Origin of the sequence: Blautia sp. NSJ-175, assembly GCF_022867815.1 — a bacterium.
GTDB classification, from domain to species: domain Bacteria; phylum Bacillota; class Clostridia; order Lachnospirales; family Lachnospiraceae; genus Blautia; species Blautia celeris.
This window is the reverse complement of record NZ_JALIFQ010000021.1, coordinates 83,749-101,277: the sequence shown is the minus strand read 5'-3', so window position 1 is coordinate 101,277 and position 17,529 is coordinate 83,749. Positions and strand designations below refer to the sequence as shown.

At 47.5% G+C, this 17,529-nt stretch carries 16 protein-coding genes; 2 read left to right on the top strand and 14 right to left on the bottom strand.

The genetic code is table 11. The features are described from left to right. Positions 1–549 precede the first annotated feature (549 nt). The 3 genes from MUB35_RS24325 to eda form a co-directional block, all read right to left on the bottom strand. Positions 550–1,572, bottom strand: coding sequence for a sugar kinase (locus MUB35_RS24325; protein ID WP_244806973.1), 1,023 nt, complete (start codon positions 1,570–1,572; stop codon positions 550–552). Positions 1,573–1,767: 195 nt separating this feature from the next. Beyond that, complete coding sequence (locus tag MUB35_RS24320; protein WP_148393319.1) at positions 1,768–2,793, bottom strand: sugar kinase; 1,026 nt, start codon at positions 2,791–2,793, stop codon at positions 1,768–1,770. Positions 2,794–2,866: 73 nt separating this feature from the next. After that, positions 2,867–3,502, bottom strand: a complete 636-nt coding sequence (gene eda, locus MUB35_RS24315; protein ID WP_103732364.1) for a bifunctional 4-hydroxy-2-oxoglutarate aldolase/2-dehydro-3-deoxy-phosphogluconate aldolase — start codon at positions 3,500–3,502, stop codon at positions 2,867–2,869. Positions 3,503–3,752: 250 nt separating this feature from the next. Here eda and MUB35_RS24310 point away from each other — a divergent pair, with 250 nt between their 5' ends. After that, complete coding sequence (locus MUB35_RS24310) at positions 3,753–4,508, top strand: IclR family transcriptional regulator (RefSeq protein ID WP_244806972.1); 756 nt, start codon at positions 3,753–3,755, stop codon at positions 4,506–4,508. A gap of 176 nt (positions 4,509–4,684) precedes the next feature. Here the strand turns inward: MUB35_RS24310 and MUB35_RS24305 are convergent, their stop codons facing one another. The 4 genes from MUB35_RS24305 to aroD form a co-directional block, all read right to left on the bottom strand. Continuing rightward, complete coding sequence (locus MUB35_RS24305) at positions 4,685–6,352, bottom strand: AAA family ATPase (RefSeq protein ID WP_052098743.1); 1,668 nt, start codon at positions 6,350–6,352, stop codon at positions 4,685–4,687. An 83-nt stretch (positions 6,353–6,435) separates the two neighbouring features. After that, a complete protein-coding gene (gene sigE, locus MUB35_RS24300; protein WP_225305410.1) occupies positions 6,436–7,140 on the bottom strand; it encodes an RNA polymerase sporulation sigma factor SigE in 705 nt (234 codons plus the stop codon). A 113-nt stretch (positions 7,141–7,253) separates the two neighbouring features. Beyond that, entirely contained in the window at positions 7,254–8,120 is an 867-nt protein-coding gene (locus MUB35_RS24295) for a sigma-E processing peptidase SpoIIGA (RefSeq protein ID WP_244806971.1), read from the bottom strand. A gap of 198 nt (positions 8,121–8,318) precedes the next feature. Then, on the bottom strand, positions 8,319–9,080 hold the full coding sequence (gene aroD, locus MUB35_RS24290) for a type I 3-dehydroquinate dehydratase (protein WP_148393323.1): 762 nt from the start codon (positions 9,078–9,080) through the stop codon (positions 8,319–8,321). Positions 9,081–9,479: 399 nt separating this feature from the next. On the opposite strand from aroD, the gene MUB35_RS24285 reads away from it, so the two are divergent. Further along, positions 9,480–10,346: a shikimate dehydrogenase gene (locus MUB35_RS24285; protein WP_033139053.1), complete on the top strand. Its 867-nt coding sequence runs from the start codon at positions 9,480–9,482 to the stop codon at positions 10,344–10,346. Positions 10,347–10,569: 223 nt separating this feature from the next. Here MUB35_RS24285 and MUB35_RS24280 read toward each other — a convergent pair whose 3' ends face one another. From MUB35_RS24280 to murA, 7 genes are all read right to left on the bottom strand, one after another. Then, positions 10,570–11,721: a DUF4179 domain-containing protein gene (locus tag MUB35_RS24280; RefSeq protein ID WP_033139054.1), complete on the bottom strand. Its 1,152-nt coding sequence runs from the start codon at positions 11,719–11,721 to the stop codon at positions 10,570–10,572. Between the two features lie 12 nt (positions 11,722–11,733). Continuing rightward, on the bottom strand, positions 11,734–12,228 hold the full coding sequence (locus tag MUB35_RS24275; protein ID WP_244806970.1) for an RNA polymerase sigma factor: 495 nt from the start codon (positions 12,226–12,228) through the stop codon (positions 11,734–11,736). Between the two features lie 253 nt (positions 12,229–12,481). Beyond that, on the bottom strand, positions 12,482–12,973 hold the full coding sequence (locus MUB35_RS24270; RefSeq protein WP_033139056.1) for a MogA/MoaB family molybdenum cofactor biosynthesis protein: 492 nt from the start codon (positions 12,971–12,973) through the stop codon (positions 12,482–12,484). Between the two features lie 57 nt (positions 12,974–13,030). Next, positions 13,031–13,513 carry a cyclic pyranopterin monophosphate synthase MoaC gene (gene moaC / locus MUB35_RS24265; RefSeq protein ID WP_033139057.1) on the bottom strand — a complete coding sequence of 161 codons (483 nt, stop codon included), beginning with the start codon at positions 13,511–13,513 and terminating at the stop codon, positions 13,031–13,033. Positions 13,514–13,688: 175 nt separating this feature from the next. After that, positions 13,689–14,870, bottom strand: coding sequence for a cell division protein FtsZ (ftsZ, locus tag MUB35_RS24260; protein WP_244806974.1), 1,182 nt, complete (start codon positions 14,868–14,870; stop codon positions 13,689–13,691). Positions 14,871–15,237: 367 nt separating this feature from the next. Beyond that, positions 15,238–16,218: a cell division protein FtsQ/DivIB gene (locus MUB35_RS24255; RefSeq protein ID WP_052098749.1), complete on the bottom strand. Its 981-nt coding sequence runs from the start codon at positions 16,216–16,218 to the stop codon at positions 15,238–15,240. A 12-nt stretch (positions 16,219–16,230) separates the two neighbouring features. Beyond that, positions 16,231–17,478, bottom strand: coding sequence for a UDP-N-acetylglucosamine 1-carboxyvinyltransferase (murA, locus tag MUB35_RS24250; RefSeq protein WP_033139058.1), 1,248 nt, complete (start codon positions 17,476–17,478; stop codon positions 16,231–16,233). Positions 17,479–17,529 lie beyond the last annotated feature (51 nt).

Below are 17,529 nucleotides of genomic sequence, written 5' to 3'. Positions count from 1 at the left end.
GCCCAGGATCTGTCACCATTCTCAGTTGTTTAAAATCAAGGATATGTTTTGTGTAGATTTGTCTAAAAAATAGGTACTACACAAATTCAAAATGTCCTTGACAAGGGGTACAGTTTAAATAACGCTCTCTCTTTTCCTTCCGAACGGTTCTCCGACTTTTCCTTCCAAACGACGCTCTCTCTTTTCCTCCCAAGCGACGCTCTCAGGCCAAAGGGGAAGACCGGCAGGGGCAGCAAGCCCGCAGGGGGTTCTCCGGCTGGTGTTCCGTAGGAGGCGTAGACTTGCTTAGGAAAAAATGAAGCCCCGGACAAGGAGAAATTTCGGTTACCATCCGAAATTTCAGGGCAGTTGAGCAGTTCAGCCATAAAGGCTGGACTGCGGTTCTGCCCGGTGCCTTGTCCGGGGCTTCATTTTTTTCTTAGCAAGACTAGCCGACGAAGGCATCAGCCGGAGAACCCCCTGCGGGCCTGCTGCCCCTGCCGGTCTTCCCCTTTGGGCGTCCCCCTTCGACCATCTTTCGTTTTGTGTCTCCTTTTATACGTCCCTACATCATCGTTCCATTTCCACCTGCGCCCCCATCCCCATATGATTCCGAATAATCCGATCAATCTCCTTCAAATCACAAGAAGGCAGATCCCCCGGAATCGTATTCTTCACAGAACTGGTCGCATTCCCATACTGAAGCGCCTTCTGACAGTCAAACTCATGTGCCAGCAGCCCATAAAGCGCTCCGGAAATATAAGCATCCCCGCTCCCAATCCTGTCCACAACCTCAATATCCCGATACGGCTCCTCCTCATAGTACCTGTCTTCCTCCGCATTATAGATCACAGACCCAAACGTATGCACCTTAGGACTATGCACAATCCTCTGCGTAGAAGCCACAATAGAAATCGGATATTCCTCCGTAAAACTCTTCATCATAGACTTCACATCCCCATCTTTCAAAAATGTCAGCCTTGCCGTATCCTCAGAACAGAAGAAAACATCCACATAGGGCAGAATCTTCTCAATACATTCTTTCGCCTCCGCCCCGGTCCAGAGATTTCCCCTAAAATTCACATCAAAAGAAATAATCGCCCCATTCTCCTTAAACTTCCTGATCATCTCCACCGCTGTATTCCTGGTATTCTCCGCCAATGCCAGTGTGATCCCGCTGGTATGGAAACACCTGGTGCTTGCAAACATCTCCTGCGGCAGCTCTTCCACCCCAATCTTACAGAAAGACGCATGCCGCCTGTCATAAACCACACTTGGTTTCCTGGGATATGCTCCGTTTTCATAATAATAGATACCAAGCCTTGCATCCGGCTCCTCGTCATACACCAGATAGTCATCACTGACTCCGCAGAAACGAACCCTGTTCTTGGCATAAACACCCAGCGCATTATCCGGCAGCTTGGATATGATTCCTGTCCTGAGGCCCAGAAGAGACGCACCTGACACCACGTTTAACTCAGCGCCGCCCACCTGCTTCTGAAATGTCTCACCGCGCACGATCCTCTCATTATCCGGCGGTGACAGCCTCAGTAAAATCTCTCCTAATGAAAGCAAATCAAAATCTTTTTTCATCCTAAAACCCTCCCTGATTCTCTTATCTATCAATAACCATAAAACTGCTGTCCAGCCCAATCTGCTTCAGCAGAGAATACTTTCCAAATGGTCTGCTGTTATAAACAATGGGATGCTGTTTTCACAACATCCCATTTTTATTTAAATGTTCACCCATGGCAAAAGGGCTATCATTTATAACTATTTATTCTGTCCTTATCTCTGCACACGCCCTGAACCGTCTCCGCCTGCAAGTTTGGAAACCTCGTCCATGGAAACCATGTTGAAGTCACCTTCAATCGAATGCTTCAGGCAGGAAGCTGCTACTGCGAACTCGATGGTGGCCTGTGCGTCATAGCCGTTTAAGCATGCACAGATCAATCCGCCGCCAAAGCTGTCGCCGCCGCCTACACGGTCAACGATGTGCATTTTGTATTTTTTGCTGAAGAAGTAATCATTTCCGTCATATAACATAGCGGACCAGTTATTGTCATTTGCAGACAGGGACTCTCTCAGTGTAATGGCAACCTTTGAGAAACCAAAACGGTCAGCAAGCTGTTTTGCAACATCTTTGTATCCCTCGTGGTTTACAGTACCTGCAGTAACATCTGTGTTGGCTGCTTTGATGCCGAATACATCGGCAGCATCCTCTTCGTTTGCGATGCAGACATCCACATATTTGCAGATCTCACCCATAACCTGTCCTGCTTTTTCCTTGGACCACAGTTTATTTCTGTAGTTTAAGTCACAGGAGATGGTCAGGCCTGCATCTTTGGCTGCTTTGCAGGCTTCCAGACAGATAGCTGCTACTTCATCATTTAAGGCCGGTGTGATTCCCGTAAAATGGAACCAGTCAGCGCCGTCGAAAATGTGCTTCCAATCGAAGTCAGAGGATTTTGCTGTAGCGATAGAGGAGCCAGCACGGTCATAAATAACCTTAGAGGGTCTCTGGGATGCACCTTTTTCAAGGAAATAAATTCCCACACGGTCGCCGCCGCGTGCGATTTCCGTTGTATCTACACCATATTTTCTTAAGGAATTGATAGCAGCCTGTCCGATTTCATGTTTTGGCAGCTTTGTAACAAATGCTGCGTCGAATCCGTAGTTAGCAAGGGAAACAGCTACGTTAGCCTCTCCTCCGCCGTATGTTGCGCCGAAAGTATCTGCCTGTACAAAACGATAGTATCCTTCCGGAGCCAGTCTTAACATGATTTCACCAAATGTAATCACTCTTTTTGCCATTTTTTTAATTCTCCTTTGAAATAATATATTTCCGTAACTGTAAGGGTAATGGACAGTTACATATCTCCTGTATTTATCTTACTTCCTTTACCAGGGCAACGGCTTCCTCGGTCAGGGATTTGATCTTGTCAAACTCTCCTGCTGCAATCAGATCACCTTTTACCATCCAGCTTCCGCCGCATGCGAAGATTTTGTCGCAGGTCAGGTAATCTTTTACATTCTTAGGATTGATGCCGCCAGTAGGCATGAATTTGATTCCCACATAGGCTGCTGCCATAGCTTTGATCGTGGATACTCCGCCGTACTGCTCAGCCGGGAAGAATTTCAGAACTTTCAGGCCGCGTTTCACGCCCTGTGCCACTTCAGAAGGAGTTACGCATCCGGGCAGAACCAAAATGTCTTTATTCAGGCAGTAGTCCACAATCTCCGGATCAAATCCCGGGCTTACAATGAATTTGGCGCCTGCTGCAACTGCGCGGTCCACCTGCTCTGTGGTCAGGACTGTACCGGCACCTACCAGCATCTCCGGGAATTTCTCTGTCATGGTGCGGATAGATTCCTCGGCTGCTGCGGTACGGAATGTTACCTCTGCACAGGGAAGTCCTCCCTCACATAATGCTTTTGCCAGCGGCTCTGCATCTTTGACCTCGTTTAATACGACTACCGGTACAACACCGAATTTTGAAAGCTGTTCTAAGATTGCGTTCATAACTTCCTCCTTGAAATGAATGATTGATTTTTCGTTTTATGGGCCTTGCTGTGTTTGCCTATTCGTGTTTATTCATTCCACATTATGAAACTCCGTTTCGTATTGTGGTATCTTTATCTTGAATTATACTCTTCTCGCTCAGATTGTCAAGAGTAAAATGAAAAAAAATTCCGGTTGTTTCCTGAATGGGAAAGTGTTACAATAACGCCAAAGCCTATTCGTGAAAAATAACCAAAGGCAGGAATATATTATGGAAGAAAAGAATCCCATCCAGGTGGCTGACAGGCTGTTTCTCGTCCTGGAAACCCTGGCATCTGACGGCCCTATTGCGCTGGCAGACTTAAGCCGGCAGCTTGCGCTCAACAAAAGCACAGTGCACCGTCTGCTCTGCTCCCTTATCTATATGGGATATGTAAAACAGGATACGGACACACAGAAATATGACTTGTCCCTGAAATTATTAAGCCTCTCCAACCGTCTGTTAAGCCGTATGGACATTTTGGAGGTTGTGCGCCCTCATCTGAAAAAGCTCTCCGAAAAGACAGGGGAAACCGTGCATTTTGTCCAGCTTGACGGCGCGGAAGCTGTATATATCTATAAAGAAGAATCCTACCAGAATTCTGTCCGCATGGTATCCAAGGTAGGCAACCGAATTCCCCTTTACTGCTCCGGTGTTGGAAAAGCCATGGCTGCTGATATGGACGAGGAACAGATACGCCGTTTCTGGGATGCAAGCAGTATTGAGTGCCTGACCCCCCATACGATTACGGAATTTTCCCGTTTTCAGGAAAAAATAGAAGAAGTGAGAAAAAAAGGCTATGCCCTGGACGATGAGGAAAATGAGCTTGGTGTGCGCTGTATCGCGGTAAGTCTCCCTGATTATAAGGGACGTGCCCGCTACGCCTTCTCCATCTCCGCCCCAGCTGCCAGAATGTCCGATGAACGGATTGCCCAGCTCGCAGAGATCATTTTGAAAGAAAAACAGGAGATACAGCAGAATATGTAATTCAGCAGAATCATTAAATATATGATTTTGATGAACAGCAGTATATATGATTGCAGAAAAACGCATTAAAAATGAACGCAAATAAAACAGCCGTCCCATAACCGGAAGCTGCAAATCCCATTGGATATGTCTCCCCGTGTTACCAGACGGCTGTTTTATATTTTAAAATTTATCCCCTAAATATTTTCCCTCACGGCCTGCCCGCTGCCCGTGACAGTTATAGATTCCCACGTAAGCGCACACTGCTTTTTGTCATGTGCAATGCCTACACACAGGACTTCTCCTGTCAGACCGCTGTAATACTGCTTTTTTAGTATTTGTTTCAATGCAGATTTTTTCAGTGTCTCCACATCACTTCCCTGCTTAAATTCCAAAATGATATGCGGACGTCCCGGTTCCAGAGCCTTCAGCGTAATATCACTGCGTCCATGCCCCTGTTCCAGATTACTGCTCACCTCGTAGATTCCTCTTACACTGATACACATTCCCAGAAACAGCATATGATAAGCATTCTCCCTGGCATCAAAATAGCTGGTACAGGATATGACAATATCCCGATAAATTTTCAGGAATCCCTCCATATCTTTTTCCAGCAGGCAGCGGAACATTCCCTGCAGGTCCATATCGGAAATATTCGCCTGCTCCGCCAGGATTTTACGAAACTCAGCGCACACCTCCTCATTCGGAATGCGGACTTTCATAAAACTTTCGTCCTCCACATCCTCCACGGTCACATATCCTGCGTTTACCAGCAGGCCCCACAAACTGTAATTATCCTGCAGTTCTATAAATGAAGTCTCCAAATTAATTCCAACCCGTACGGTTTTCTTTTCGATCAGCTCATCAAATTCCCTGCGAAACCGTTCATCTGCCTTTTTCACAGCCTCTTTTACCAGATAATTGGTGGAGGTATTCACCCAGAAATTCTCAGCCCTGCCCTTCCTGATATAGCATAACAGGGACCACGGATTATAAATGTCATATCTCCCAAACCGATATCCATCATACTTTTCTTTCACCACTGCAGACAGTTCCATGCCAAAATCACAGAGCAGTTTTTCTGCCTCTCTTTTTGTGATGCCGAATTTGTCAGAATAACATTCATCTATCACTGTATAGATACTGATATTATTCAGTTTGGAAAATATACTCTCTTTTGCCACTCTCTGGATTCCTGTAAGCAGCGCCTGGTCCATGTACTCATTTCCCTTCAGGGCAGACCCGTAAAAGCTGGAAAAGAAATCTCCCAGTTCCTTTCTGTATCCATTTTCATAGCTGGATAAAACCGGCTGGTCATATTCATCGATCAGCAGAATCGGAGCAGCCCCATAATGATCATGTACCACCCTGATAAGTTCTTCCACATAGGCAGACAACTCTGCAAATGACATAGAACATGAAATTAGTTTTTCAAGATTGTTGTAGAATATCCTTACATATACATCTCTTTTATCCTGGCTGCCGCTTTCAAAAATGACTGCATATCTCTGATATTCTTTTAGGATTTCCTTCGAGAGACGCACCTTCAGCTCATCCTGTGTCTTACCGCTACAGTCTTTAAAGGAAAAATAAATGACAGGTTTCGTATTTATAAGGGATGCGTATTTTGTATCCATAATGGCAAGCCCCTTAAAAATCTCTCTGCTGTCTCTTGTGATATCAAAAAATTCCCGGAGCATGGTCATATTTAGTGTTTTCCCGAATCTTCTCGGTCTTGTGATCAGGGAAGCCGTATCCCTCAGCTCTAAAAATTCTTTTATAAGAAGTGTTTTGTCAATATAATAATAATCTTTTTCTCTTACTATACGAAACTGGTCATTTCCGATTGGCAGAGCCTTCTGCATCCTCATCACCTCATTATCAACTCTTCGTGTTGTCACTAGTAAGTATAGCCTTAATGAGGTTCCCCAGTCAACCCGGTAATGTGTTATTCGTACCTTACAATCTCTTTTTTCAGTCTCTTCATGATCCGCTTTTCCAGCCTGGATATGTAGGACTGGGAGATTCCAAGAAGATCTGCTACTTCCTTCTGTGTCTTTTCCCTGCCATCCGGCATATTGATGCCGAACCGCAGCCGCACAATGGTCTGTTCCCTTTTGGTCAGCTTGCCGATCGCCTTCCCCAGAAGGGACCGCTCCACTTCACTTTCGATTCCCCTATAGATCACATCCTCATCCGTCCCCAGAATATCGGATAAAAGCAGTTCATTTCCATCCCAGTCCACGTTCAGCGGCTCATCAATGGAAACCTCCATCTTAGTCTTGCTGTTGCGCCTGAGATACATAAGGATCTCATTTTCAATACATCTGGATGCGTAGGTTGCCAGCTTGATCTTCTTTGTGGGGTTGAATGTATTGATGGCTTTGATCAGGCCAATGGTTCCAATGGAGATCAAATCCTCCACCCCTACCCCGGTGTTGTCAAATTTCTTGGCAATGTAAACGACCAGACGCAGGTTATGTTCGATCAGACGTGATTTTGCATCTGCATTGTCCTCTGTCTGTAATTTTCCTATCATTTCCGCCTCTGCTTCTGCGTCCAAAGGCGCCGGAAGGACCTCTGCTCCTCCGATATAATGAATTTCTTCCCCTCTTCTGAATATAATATTGGAAAACCCCGAAAAAACAGGCATCTGTACTTTTCTCTCTGCTGCTGCTTCCATATTCATTTATGCTCCTCCCTAAAACTGTCAAAGCAAATCCTGACTTTTGCTCTGCTGTGTGCCCGGAAATGCAGAATACCATTCTATTCTGCGTTCACAATGCACGGATTGACGATTATCTGAAAGTTTCCGGCAGTGGAAAGCTGGTTCCCTGCAAGCCCTAAAACTGCATGTTTTACCACACTGCCTTCTTCTCCTGCTGATACATATAGTTCATCTACAGTGACGGCAAGCATTAGTCCATTATCCTGCCCCACGCTGCGATAGGAAATATAATGAGGATGAAACTTAAGCACCGATTGGGCACAGATGTCCTCCGTACTCCCGGTTCCGCTTAGAAGTCTCTCAAAAGAAGCCTTTTGGTCCTCGCCAAGAAGCTCCTCAAACCTCCCGTATTCCACAACGCTCACCGGTTTTCTGGTGAGTGTGTCACGCAGCCTGTTGCCAGTATCATACAGTCCTTTGACTTTCACTGATTTGCCGCCCGCGCGAATGATAACTTCGCAAATGGCGGAGCTTTTTCCTTTTAAGTATTCCAAGAGTCGCATTCCTAAGATGAGAATCCAGTAAGTGGCTGTGGTGATGAAACAAAACGTAAGTAAGCCTTCCTTTGTGCCGCCCGGCAGGGCCGTAAGTATCCCTCCTGTGAGAAAGGAAAAACCGTACAGAAGTAAAATCCCTGTAAACAGTTTTCTCCATGACCTGCAGCAGCAGCCCACCCACACCATGAGGATGCCCAGGACGCCGTGTGAAAGCAATACCCTTATGTAGGGGGACGATAAAGGCAGCAGTGTGATCACACAGATACCGGCAGCTCCCAGCGCTGCACCTGCCAGAGAACGAAGAGGAGTGGCAGTCCCCTTCAGCACCCGGTTCACCAGACGCAGCAGCAAAAAATCCATTACCAGATTGACTACGAAAAAAACGTCAATGTAAAATTCGTAGTACACAAAACACCCCCTAAACCTTGTATGACTCATTCATGTCAGCAGAAAATCCGCTAAGTGCGTTTTCTGCTGCATACTTATCTGGAATAAGTAATGTTCATTATAGGTGATAGGGGGTGTTTATTTTGTCAAAACCGCTTGGACGAATCAAAAATCTTTTCGACAGTTTTGGTCCCGTTTTTTCTTGTTATGTTATCCTCTTTATGTAAAGCTTTCATGGAGAAGCTGCAGGGTTCTGCGCATCCTTTCCGCCGGGATCTGGCCCGGTGCAGAGGCCTTGATGCCCGCCGCAAATGTGACGGCTGAGCCTGACGCCTCTCCGCAAAGACGGCTCAAAACTCCTGTTTTTCCCATGGACATAGTGATGACCGGTTTCTCTGTTCTGCGCTTCATCATGACGGTTGCTGTCAAAAGAGACATGAGGTCCTCGTCACTTTTTGGCATGACAGCCAGTTTCAGAATATCGGCCCCGAAACGGTCCATGGTCTCCATCCGTTTTACCATCTCTTCTATAGAAGGTGTCCTGTCAAAATGATGGTTGGAAGCAGCCACATAAACGCCGCATTCTTTCAATCTTTTCATCAAAGATTCTGTCCTGTCCGTGTCAAAAAAAGCTTCCACGTCAATCAGGTCCACAAAGCCGGTTTTGGCGGCATTTTCCAGAAGATTTACATAATCCTCACAGGTAATGGACTGACTGCCTCCTTCTTTGTCGGTTCTGAAGGTAAAAAGAAGGGGAATCTTGTCTAAAACGCAGTGAATGGTTTTCAACATTTCCAAACTATTTTCGCTGTTCTTTCCCTCCTCATAACAATCTGCGCGCCATTCGACGAAATCCGGTTCCATGTTTTTCACTGTTTCTGCTTCTTTTATGATTTCTTCTCTTGTTTTTCCTGTGAGGGGAATACATATTTTCGGAATTCCCTCCCCGATCTTTATGCCTTTTATCTCTACGGTTTTCATGTTCCTTTTTCCTCCTGGTAAATGTTACTGTTCACTGCGTGCCCAGCAACACGCTTCGTGATGCACGGATATGAAGCATTCTGCTCCATATCGCGCTGGCTGCCTCAGGGTTTTCATGCCTTTGGCCTGAAAACATCCGGCGGGACAGTGGTGTATGAACAGTAACTGATAAATTACTGCCGCTATTATAACATACTTTTTCTCTTGACACCACGAAAGTTTCCTTTTACACTTTAAATTAATGCAGGTGCAGGTTATAGTTGGGTTTTATTGAATCGTTACGGGTGGCGGCCTGCGAAAAAAGGCGGCGGACTGCATGGATTCATGTGACAGGCAGAAGACTGTTCAGATTCATGTAACAGAAAGATGGCCGCCAGGTTTCAGAAAGGATGAAAAATCATGATACCAATTACGGGACAAACACAGCTTACCGGACTGCTTGGAAGCCCGGTGAAACACAGTATTTCACCTATGATGCATAATACAGGCTTTCAGGCTCTGGGGCTTGATTTCGTTTATCTTTGTTTCGATGTAAATGAAGGAACTTTAAAAGACGCCGTAAAAGGACTGCGCGCACTGGGTGTAAAGGGATTTAATCTGACTATGCCCAATAAAAATAAGATATTGGACTATCTGGATGACTTGTCCCCCGCTGCAGGTCTGATCGGAGCTGTGAATACTGTGGAGAACAGGGATGGGAAACTGGTCGGGCATAATACGGACGGAATCGGATTTATGCGGGCTGTGAGGGAGCAGGAAATCGATGTAAGAGGAAAGAATATAACACTTATGGGTATCGGAGGAGCCGCCACGGCTATCTGTACACAGGCGGCGCTTGACGGGGCAGGAAAAATTGATGTGTATGCCAGAATGACGAGCAGGTTTCTGCCTCGGATGAAAGACTTGATCGGGCGGCTGGAAAAGGAAACCGGATGTGTGATCTGTCTCTGTGATAATGAGGATAAGGATGGGCTGAAAAGGAGTCTTGAGGATAGTGTGCTGGTTGTGAATGCCACTTCTGTGGGGATGGCACCGGATGAAGATGGTTGTATTCTGCCGGGAAAGGATTTTCTGCATGAGGGGCTGGCTGTGGGGGATATTGTTTATAATCCATGGGAGACAAAGCTGCTGCGGATGGCGAAGGAGATGGGATGTAAGGGGTTTAATGGGTATGCCATGTTGTTGTATCAGGGGGCGGAGGCCTTTCGGATATGGACGGGGCGGGAGATGCCGATGGAAGTAGTCAGAGAACGGCTGGGGAAATAGGTGGCTTAGCGGACGGGGAAAGAAAGGGCCGGAGGCCGGCCCTTTCTTTCCCCTGACAGTGGCAGCGGTTATTTTTCTTATTGTTCTGTTGAAATTTACTCCCACAGAGCATTGTTAATGATATTGCAGGCGGAAGGTTATATAATTTAAGATGAGCTGTCTCCCGGAAATAGGGGACAGCTCATTTTTTATAAAACTGTCGGTTCGTTTGAATTGTTGTTGGTTATTCGTTTACATCGTAAACGTTGTCGTTGATGAGGATCTGGGTAATGTCTTCCGGGTTTACGATGCGGTTGTAGGTCAGGCGGAATTCGGTGTCTACGCCGCAGATGTAGCCTGTGTTGTCAAGTTCGTCCTGATCGTAGATGACGTAGCTGGTGCCGTCTTTGTATTTGAGTTCGATGTATTTGATGCAGTACGGGTCCTGAGCCTCTTCTTCGGGGGCCTGGGCGGACATGTTGATGTTCATGGAGATGGGGGAATAGGAACATATCCAGGTATCATCCCGGGACAGGGACTGCATGGAGACGGTTTCGCACTGGGGAAGGTCCACGTAATCTTCTGTCACTTCTATCTGATTTCTCTTTTCCGGGTCTGTCTCGTTCATCTCCTGAAGCTCGCCGAAGGTAACGGGATAGGTGTAAATGTGCAGTCTGGGCTGGTTTGAGGTGTTTTCTGCACTGCCCCATATCATGTAATCATAAATATAGTATTTATCAGGTGTGCTCTTTTCTGTGTCTACATACATGAATTCACCGGCAGGGTTTCCTTCCTGATCTTCAAAACAGAAGGAGAAGTTGGATTCCTGGGAGAAATAGGCACCTTTTGTGCGGTTTGTCTCGTCATCCGCGTACAGTGCAGTGACTCCTCCCTGTCTTTCCAGGGTCATAGACATGAGCATGCCGTTGCCGTCTGTGACAATGTTCTCTATGGTAAGGGTGTGATCACCAATCTCTTTGGTGATGTTCACCTCGGTTATATTGCCGCCTATGAGGGCGTCAGCTTTTTCCTCATCTACCGGAACGTATTCTTTGCCTGGGAGGTCAGCCATCATGCCGTCCTCTTTATCCGGGTCCGCAAGGATCTGGGTGTGTTCCTGGGAAGATTTTGTGGTGTTTCCGAACATGCCCTGGAAGAAATCCGTGTGCTCGGAAAGGTAAGCTGCCGCTGCTGTGCCGCCGGTTACGGTGAGGGTGAGGACTACGGCTGCCGCTGCTGCCGTAATCTTGCGCCAGGACTTTTTGGCATAGTTGGTTCTTGTCTTGTTCTGGCTGCGGATCCGGCTGTAAGTGTCCTGCAGGCGTTCATCCACTTTTTTCGGTATCTCTACTTCCTGTTCCAGGATCTGTTTCATTTCATTTTCTGTATAATTCATAGTGTGCCTCCTTTATTGATGCTGTAAGATATCACTTAACTTCATCCGTCCTCTTCTCAGACGGCTTTTTACTGTATTTTCACTGATGTCGAGAAGTTCTGCTATCTCTCTGGTACAGAAACCCTCCCCATAGTACAGGACAAAAATCATCCGGAAATCCTTCGGAAGTTCCTGTATCAGATCTGTGAATCCACTGTTGCTCTGCATCTCTTCCACCGCTCCTTCTTCAGGCACCTGTTCCACTACGGTGCATCTGCCCTGCTGCCGCAGGATGTCTTTGCAGCAGTTGATCAGGATTCTGGTAAGCCAGGTTTTGAAATACGCGGCGGACTTAAGCTCTGCCAAATGCTCATAGGCAGAAAGCACTGCCTCTGACATGGCGTCGGCAATATCTGCCTCACAGCTCAGAAAGCTTCTGGCTACTTTGTACATTGCCTGTTTGTTCTGCTCGATCAGCTCCACAAAAGCATCGGCGTCCCCTCTCTGGGCCTTTTTTACAAGCCACATGCTGTTCTCCTCTCTGTCAGCGTCCTGCCTAAGCATTTCCCTTTTGGGGAGTGGTACACTGGCTGTATATTTTGAACCGGTTCATTGTCTTTTACATACATTAGACGAATCCGAAGGGTATTTGGGTGCACATATGAAATAATTTTAAATTTAAAAAGGGATGTTCTACGGCTGATCCTGGTCTCCGTATCACATCCCTGTCTGTTTTCAAGCTTATTATACCGTTTTGTTCACAGATGCCTGTCCTCTATGGTCACGTTCTGGCGCAATTGTGTGCGGTTCCCTGCAGGATATCCAGGCCGTGTTCCAGTTCCGGCAGAATATACTCCAGGCATTCTCTCACCGCCTTCGGGCTCCCCGGAAGATTGATGATCAGTGCCTGTTTTCTGATGCCTGCTGCCTGACGGCTCAGCATGGCCCGTTTCGTGATCTGCATGCTGTATGCCCGCATAGCCTCAGGAATACCCGGTACCTGTCTTTCACAGATGTCCATGGTAGCCTCCGGCATGCAGTCTCTGGGCGAGAAGCCCGTTCCGCCTGTGGTGAGGATCAGATCTGCGATGTTCTCATCTGCCAGCCTTGCCATCTCACGGCTCAGCATGCCCCTCTCATCAGGGAGCAGTATCTTGTATGTAATCTGATAGCCGGCTTTCTCCAGAATCTCACAGATGACAGGCGCACTCATATCCTCTCTCTCTCCTGCATATCCGCTGTCACTCGATGTTATCACTGCTGCTCTTCTCATAAAAATTCCCCCAATCCTTTTGATTGCAATAAAAAGCATGTTTATATGGAATATTTGTCATTTGAAATAAAAATCCCCGCTTTTGCCGCCCTTTTTCTCCACCAGATGAATCCCCGACAGGACCATGCCTTTGTCAATGGCCTTGCACATATCATAGATGGTGAGAAGCGCCACACTGGCTCCTGTGAGAGCTTCCATCTCCACACCGGTCCTTCCTTCCACTTTTGCTGTGCAGATGGCTGTAATGGTCAGGTTTTCCTGGTCTGTCTCAAAGTCCACACTGCATTTGCTGATCAGCAGTGTGTGGCACATGGGAATCAGGGATGACGTCTGTTTCACTGCCATGATGCCGGCCACACGGGCCACACCCAGCACGTCACCTTTTTTTGCTGTGTGGTTCACCACCGCGTCCATGACTTCACGGTTTACATGAATGCTGCCCTTTGCTGTGGCTGTACGGCTTGTCACATCCTTGCCGGACACATCCACCATGATCGCATTTCCTTCCCCGTCAAAATGGGTCAGTCCATTATTATCCATAACTGTTCTCCTCTACTGTATCGTTATACGGTCCACGCCATGCCCGAAAGCACCATCTGCGGTGAACAGTACCCTGTATCTGCTCTCCCGATGCAGAAATACAGCTCTTTTGATACACGAAAGGCAGTCCGCAATAATTCCCGGACTGCCCTTTTATCCTGTGTAATTTTAACGCTTATCTTCTGTTTTTCAGGAAATCCGGAATCTGGATATCCTTTTTCGGCACATTGCTTGTGAATGTACCCTGCTGTGTACTTCCGAAGCCCTGCTGCGGCTGGAAGGACGGCATCTTGAATGCCGGCTGCTGCTGAGGCTGGCTGTATGCCGGTGCCTGCTGCTGTACCGGTGTCTGCTGCTGTACCGGTTCTTCCTGTCTCGCTGCTTTCTTATCTCTGCTCACGCTTGGTTTCCTTGCTGTCTCATCATCAAGTCCTGTAGCGATCACAGTGATTCTGACATAATCAGCTTCTTTATCATCATACAGGGCACCGAAGATAATATTGGTATCTTCTCCGGTAAGATCCTGTACATAGCTGGCTGCATCGTTGGCATCCATAAGAGAGATATCTCCGGATACATTGATGATAACATGGGAAGCGCCCTCGATAGTGGTCTCCAGAAGCGGACTGGATACGGCCTGCTGTACAGCTTCCATAGCCTTGTCGTCGCCTTTTCCTTCACCGATACCGATATGTGCAATACCCTTGTCGATCATGACGGTCTGAACATCCGCAAAGTCGAGGTTGATCAGTGCCGGCAGGTTGATCAGGTCAGTGATGCCCTGTACGGCCTGCTGCAGAACCTCATCTGCTTTTCTGAGCGCTTCCGGCATGGTTGTCCGGCGGTCTACAATCTCCAGCAGACGGTCATTTGGGATAACGATCAGTGTGTCCACATTCTCTTTTAATTTTTCAATACCTGTCAGTGCGTTTGTCATACGGGTCTTAGCTTCAAAACGGAAAGGTTTTGTGACAACGCCGACGGTCAGGATACCCATTTCTTTTGCCAGGCCTGCCACGATCGGTGCGGCACCTGTTCCGGTTCCGCCGCCCATACCGCAGGTAACGAATACCATATCTGCGCCCTGCAGTACCTGTTTGATCTCTTCGATGCTCTCCTCAGCCGCTTTCTCGCCGATCTCCGGCTTAGCGCCTGCACCAAGACCTTTTGTCAGCTTCTCACCGATCTGCACTACAGTCGGTGCCTTGCATAAGGTCAGGGCCTGTTTATCTGTATTGACTCCGACGAATTCCACTCCGCCGATAGCCTCTTCCACCATTCTGTTGACTGCGTTATTACCAGCTCCACCTACACCAATCACTATAATTTTTGCAGATGATTCAGCTTCGTTTGTCATTATCTCTAACAAAGTACTTCCTCCTTTAGCTTCCCTCGTATGTTGTAAAGCGGGTTGTTGTATCCACTTCGCTGCTTCTTCATGAACACAGATATCTGCATCTTATCCGCATTCGGATACACTGACGTGTATGATTTTCTGTAATCAGGTTTATCTGTCTCTGTTTCTTTTCATGTTCTCATGGGTATTTATGATAAATACCCGAAAACCCAGGTACTTTAATTCTAAGTACCTTTATGATGCATATAGATATATAATATAGTCTTTTGGAAAATTAATCAACTGGTAAATTTATTTTTTCACAAAAAATTTAAAAAAATTATCAAAATTTCCCGATTTGTGTCCCATAAAAAACAAAATTCCTCTGTCATTCTTCCCCGGAACCATCATCTGAACCATAGTCTTCATACCCGGAACCGTCCCCGTAGCCGGAATCTTCCTCGTTATAATCCATATCCCCGTCTCCTGAGTCCTCATATCCGGTGTCATACTCCTCATAACCGCCCTCATCCGAATCCTCATAGCCGGACTCATCATCGGAACCGTCAGAATCCTCATCACCGGTATCCGATTCATCTGTACCATCGCCGCTTTTGTTCTCCTTGTCCTCCAGCGCCTTTTGCTCCGCCTCACTCAGAACCTTGTCAAAGACCACGTTTTTTGAAGTCTCGTCCACATTTTCCAGATGAAGGACACCTTCCATTCCCTCAAGCTGAGGTATGATTCCCATAAGTCTGCTCATTTTTTCGTCCATATTTTTGTCAGAGCCCATGCGGGCTTCCACCTTGCCGTAATAGAGCACAAGCTGTCCTTTTTCATCCAGTACCAGCCTGTCCGGCTTCCTGTCCCCCTTCTCCATCATCTTGGTGACGCTTAAGATCAGGCTCAGACTGCCTTTTTCAAGCCCGGGAATTTTCTCGCCTACCCCTACCTTGTCAAGCGTAAGGCCCTCCACATTCGGTATATTCTCCAGTTCCTCTGTGGTACTCACCTGCACGATACCGTTTCTGTCAAAGTATAAGTTGCCGTCCAGAAATTTCACATAGCCGATCAGTTCTTTTTCCCTGACATGGATCACAAGACTGTGACGGCCTGTCCTCTCCAGCCAGACTTTATTGATAAATTCCTCATCTTTTGTTCTTTCATCAGGATTGAGAAACCGCACCAGCACTGAATTGCCCGAAAGCGGGCCTGACAGCACCATTTTTTTGATTTCATCTTCCGTATAATTCTGATTTCCTTCTACTTTAACACTGGTAATCTGAAAGCAGGTAAAGAATACCGCAATGGCTATTAACACGGCCGCTGCCAGGCAGCCCCAGAATATCCTGTGTTTTTTCCTGTCCATACATGTTCCCCTTTAATCTCTCTCAATTACGGCGCCGAGCTGTGACAGATCACGGCAGATATCCTCATATCCCCGCTCAATGTACTGCCTGTTTCTCACACGGGTCTCCCCCTGCGCCGCCAGCCCTGCAATGACAAGGGCTGCTCCGCCTCTCAGTTCCTGTGCCTCCACAGCCGCGCCCCGAAGCGTCCCGCCGCGGATAACAGCTTTTCTGCCGTCCACCCGGACATAGGCTCCCATGCGCAGAAGCTGTGATGCTGTCTTAAATCTGTCCTCAAAAATCGTTTCCACCAGGCAGCTTTCTCCCGGTATGGTACACAGCACCGCCATGAGCGGCGACTGCAGATCCGTGGGAAATCCCGGATATACCTCCGTACACTGCCTTCTTAACGGAACCTGCACCCATTTGCTGCACAAAGACAGTTTACCACCGATTGCTTCATATTGTCCACCCATTTTCTCGTACACTCTCATGAGGGCTTCCATTTCCTCCAACGGCGCGCCGTCCAGGATAATCTCTCCTCTGGTAGCCGCGCAGGCGCACACATAAGTACCTGCCACAATCCTGTCCGCAGGCACAGTGAACTCTGTCCCATGCAGTTCCTCCACTCCTGTGATGGTCAGGGTATCACTGCCTGTTCCCTCGATTCTGGCACCGCAGGCATTTAAAAAACGGCACAGCCATACCACTTCCGGCTCCCTGGCACATCCCTCCAGGTGTGTGGTTCCTCTTGCAAGCACAGAGGCCAGCACTGCGTTCTGGGTAGCTCCCACACTTACCTTTGGAAAATGAATGGTGCTGCCCACAAGCCCATCTGTCCTGGCAGTGAGAACACCCTCTTTCTCCTCGAATACGGCACCCAGCCGCTCCAGAGCGTACAGATGCAGGTCAATGGGGCGTTCCCCTATGACACAGCCTCCCGGATGAGGCACGGACGCGTTTTTGAATCTGCCCAGCAGACTTCCCAACAGAATGACAGAGGAGCGCATTTTCTGGCCCTCACAGCAGTCAATCTCTGTTTTCTCCACATGGGCAGGGTCCAGCGTCAGGGTATCTCCCTCATGCCGAATCTGCATGCCCAGTTCCCGCAGGATTTCTTCCATAACAAAGACATCTGCGATCTTCGGGCAGTGATGCAGTACACTTTTCCCTTTATGCAAAAGAGCGGCAGCCATCATTGGCAGCGCCGCATTTTTAGAACCTTGTATCCTTACTTCGCCTGTGAGCGGATTTCCGCCTTCTATCCTAATTTCATTCAAGTCTTACCTTTCCTCCCGCCTCCTGGCTATACACTATTGTATGCAGAGAGG

Bases quoted from the DNA above. Each gene is read 5' to 3' on its own strand.
- MUB35_RS24325 (WP_244806973.1), bottom strand. From the start codon at position 1,572: ATGAAAAAAGATTTTGATTTGCTTTCATTAGGAGAGATTTTACTGAGG.
- MUB35_RS24320 (WP_148393319.1), bottom strand. From the start codon at position 2,793: ATGGCAAAAAGAGTGATTACATTTGGTGAAATCATGTTAAGACTGGCT.
- eda (WP_103732364.1), bottom strand. From the start codon at position 3,502: ATGAACGCAATCTTAGAACAGCTTTCAAAATTCGGTGTTGTACCGGTA.
- MUB35_RS24310 (WP_244806972.1), top strand. From the start codon at position 3,753: ATGGAAGAAAAGAATCCCATCCAGGTGGCTGACAGGCTGTTTCTCGTC.
- MUB35_RS24305 (WP_052098743.1), bottom strand. From the start codon at position 6,352: ATGCAGAAGGCTCTGCCAATCGGAAATGACCAGTTTCGTATAGTAAGA.
- sigE (WP_225305410.1), bottom strand. From the start codon at position 7,140: ATGCCTGTTTTTTCGGGGTTTTCCAATATTATATTCAGAAGAGGGGAA.
- aroD (WP_148393323.1), bottom strand. From the start codon at position 9,080: ATGAAAACCGTAGAGATAAAAGGCATAAAGATCGGGGAGGGAATTCCG.
- MUB35_RS24285 (WP_033139053.1), top strand. From the start codon at position 9,480: ATGATACCAATTACGGGACAAACACAGCTTACCGGACTGCTTGGAAGC.
- MUB35_RS24280 (WP_033139054.1), bottom strand. From the start codon at position 11,721: ATGAATTATACAGAAAATGAAATGAAACAGATCCTGGAACAGGAAGTA.
- MUB35_RS24275 (WP_244806970.1), bottom strand. From the start codon at position 12,228: ATGTGGCTTGTAAAAAAGGCCCAGAGAGGGGACGCCGATGCTTTTGTG.
- MUB35_RS24270 (WP_033139056.1), bottom strand. From the start codon at position 12,973: ATGAGAAGAGCAGCAGTGATAACATCGAGTGACAGCGGATATGCAGGA.
- moaC (WP_033139057.1), bottom strand. From the start codon at position 13,513: ATGGATAATAATGGACTGACCCATTTTGACGGGGAAGGAAATGCGATC.
- ftsZ (WP_244806974.1), bottom strand. From the start codon at position 14,870: ATGACAAACGAAGCTGAATCATCTGCAAAAATTATAGTGATTGGTGTA.
- MUB35_RS24255 (WP_052098749.1), bottom strand. From the start codon at position 16,218: ATGGACAGGAAAAAACACAGGATATTCTGGGGCTGCCTGGCAGCGGCC.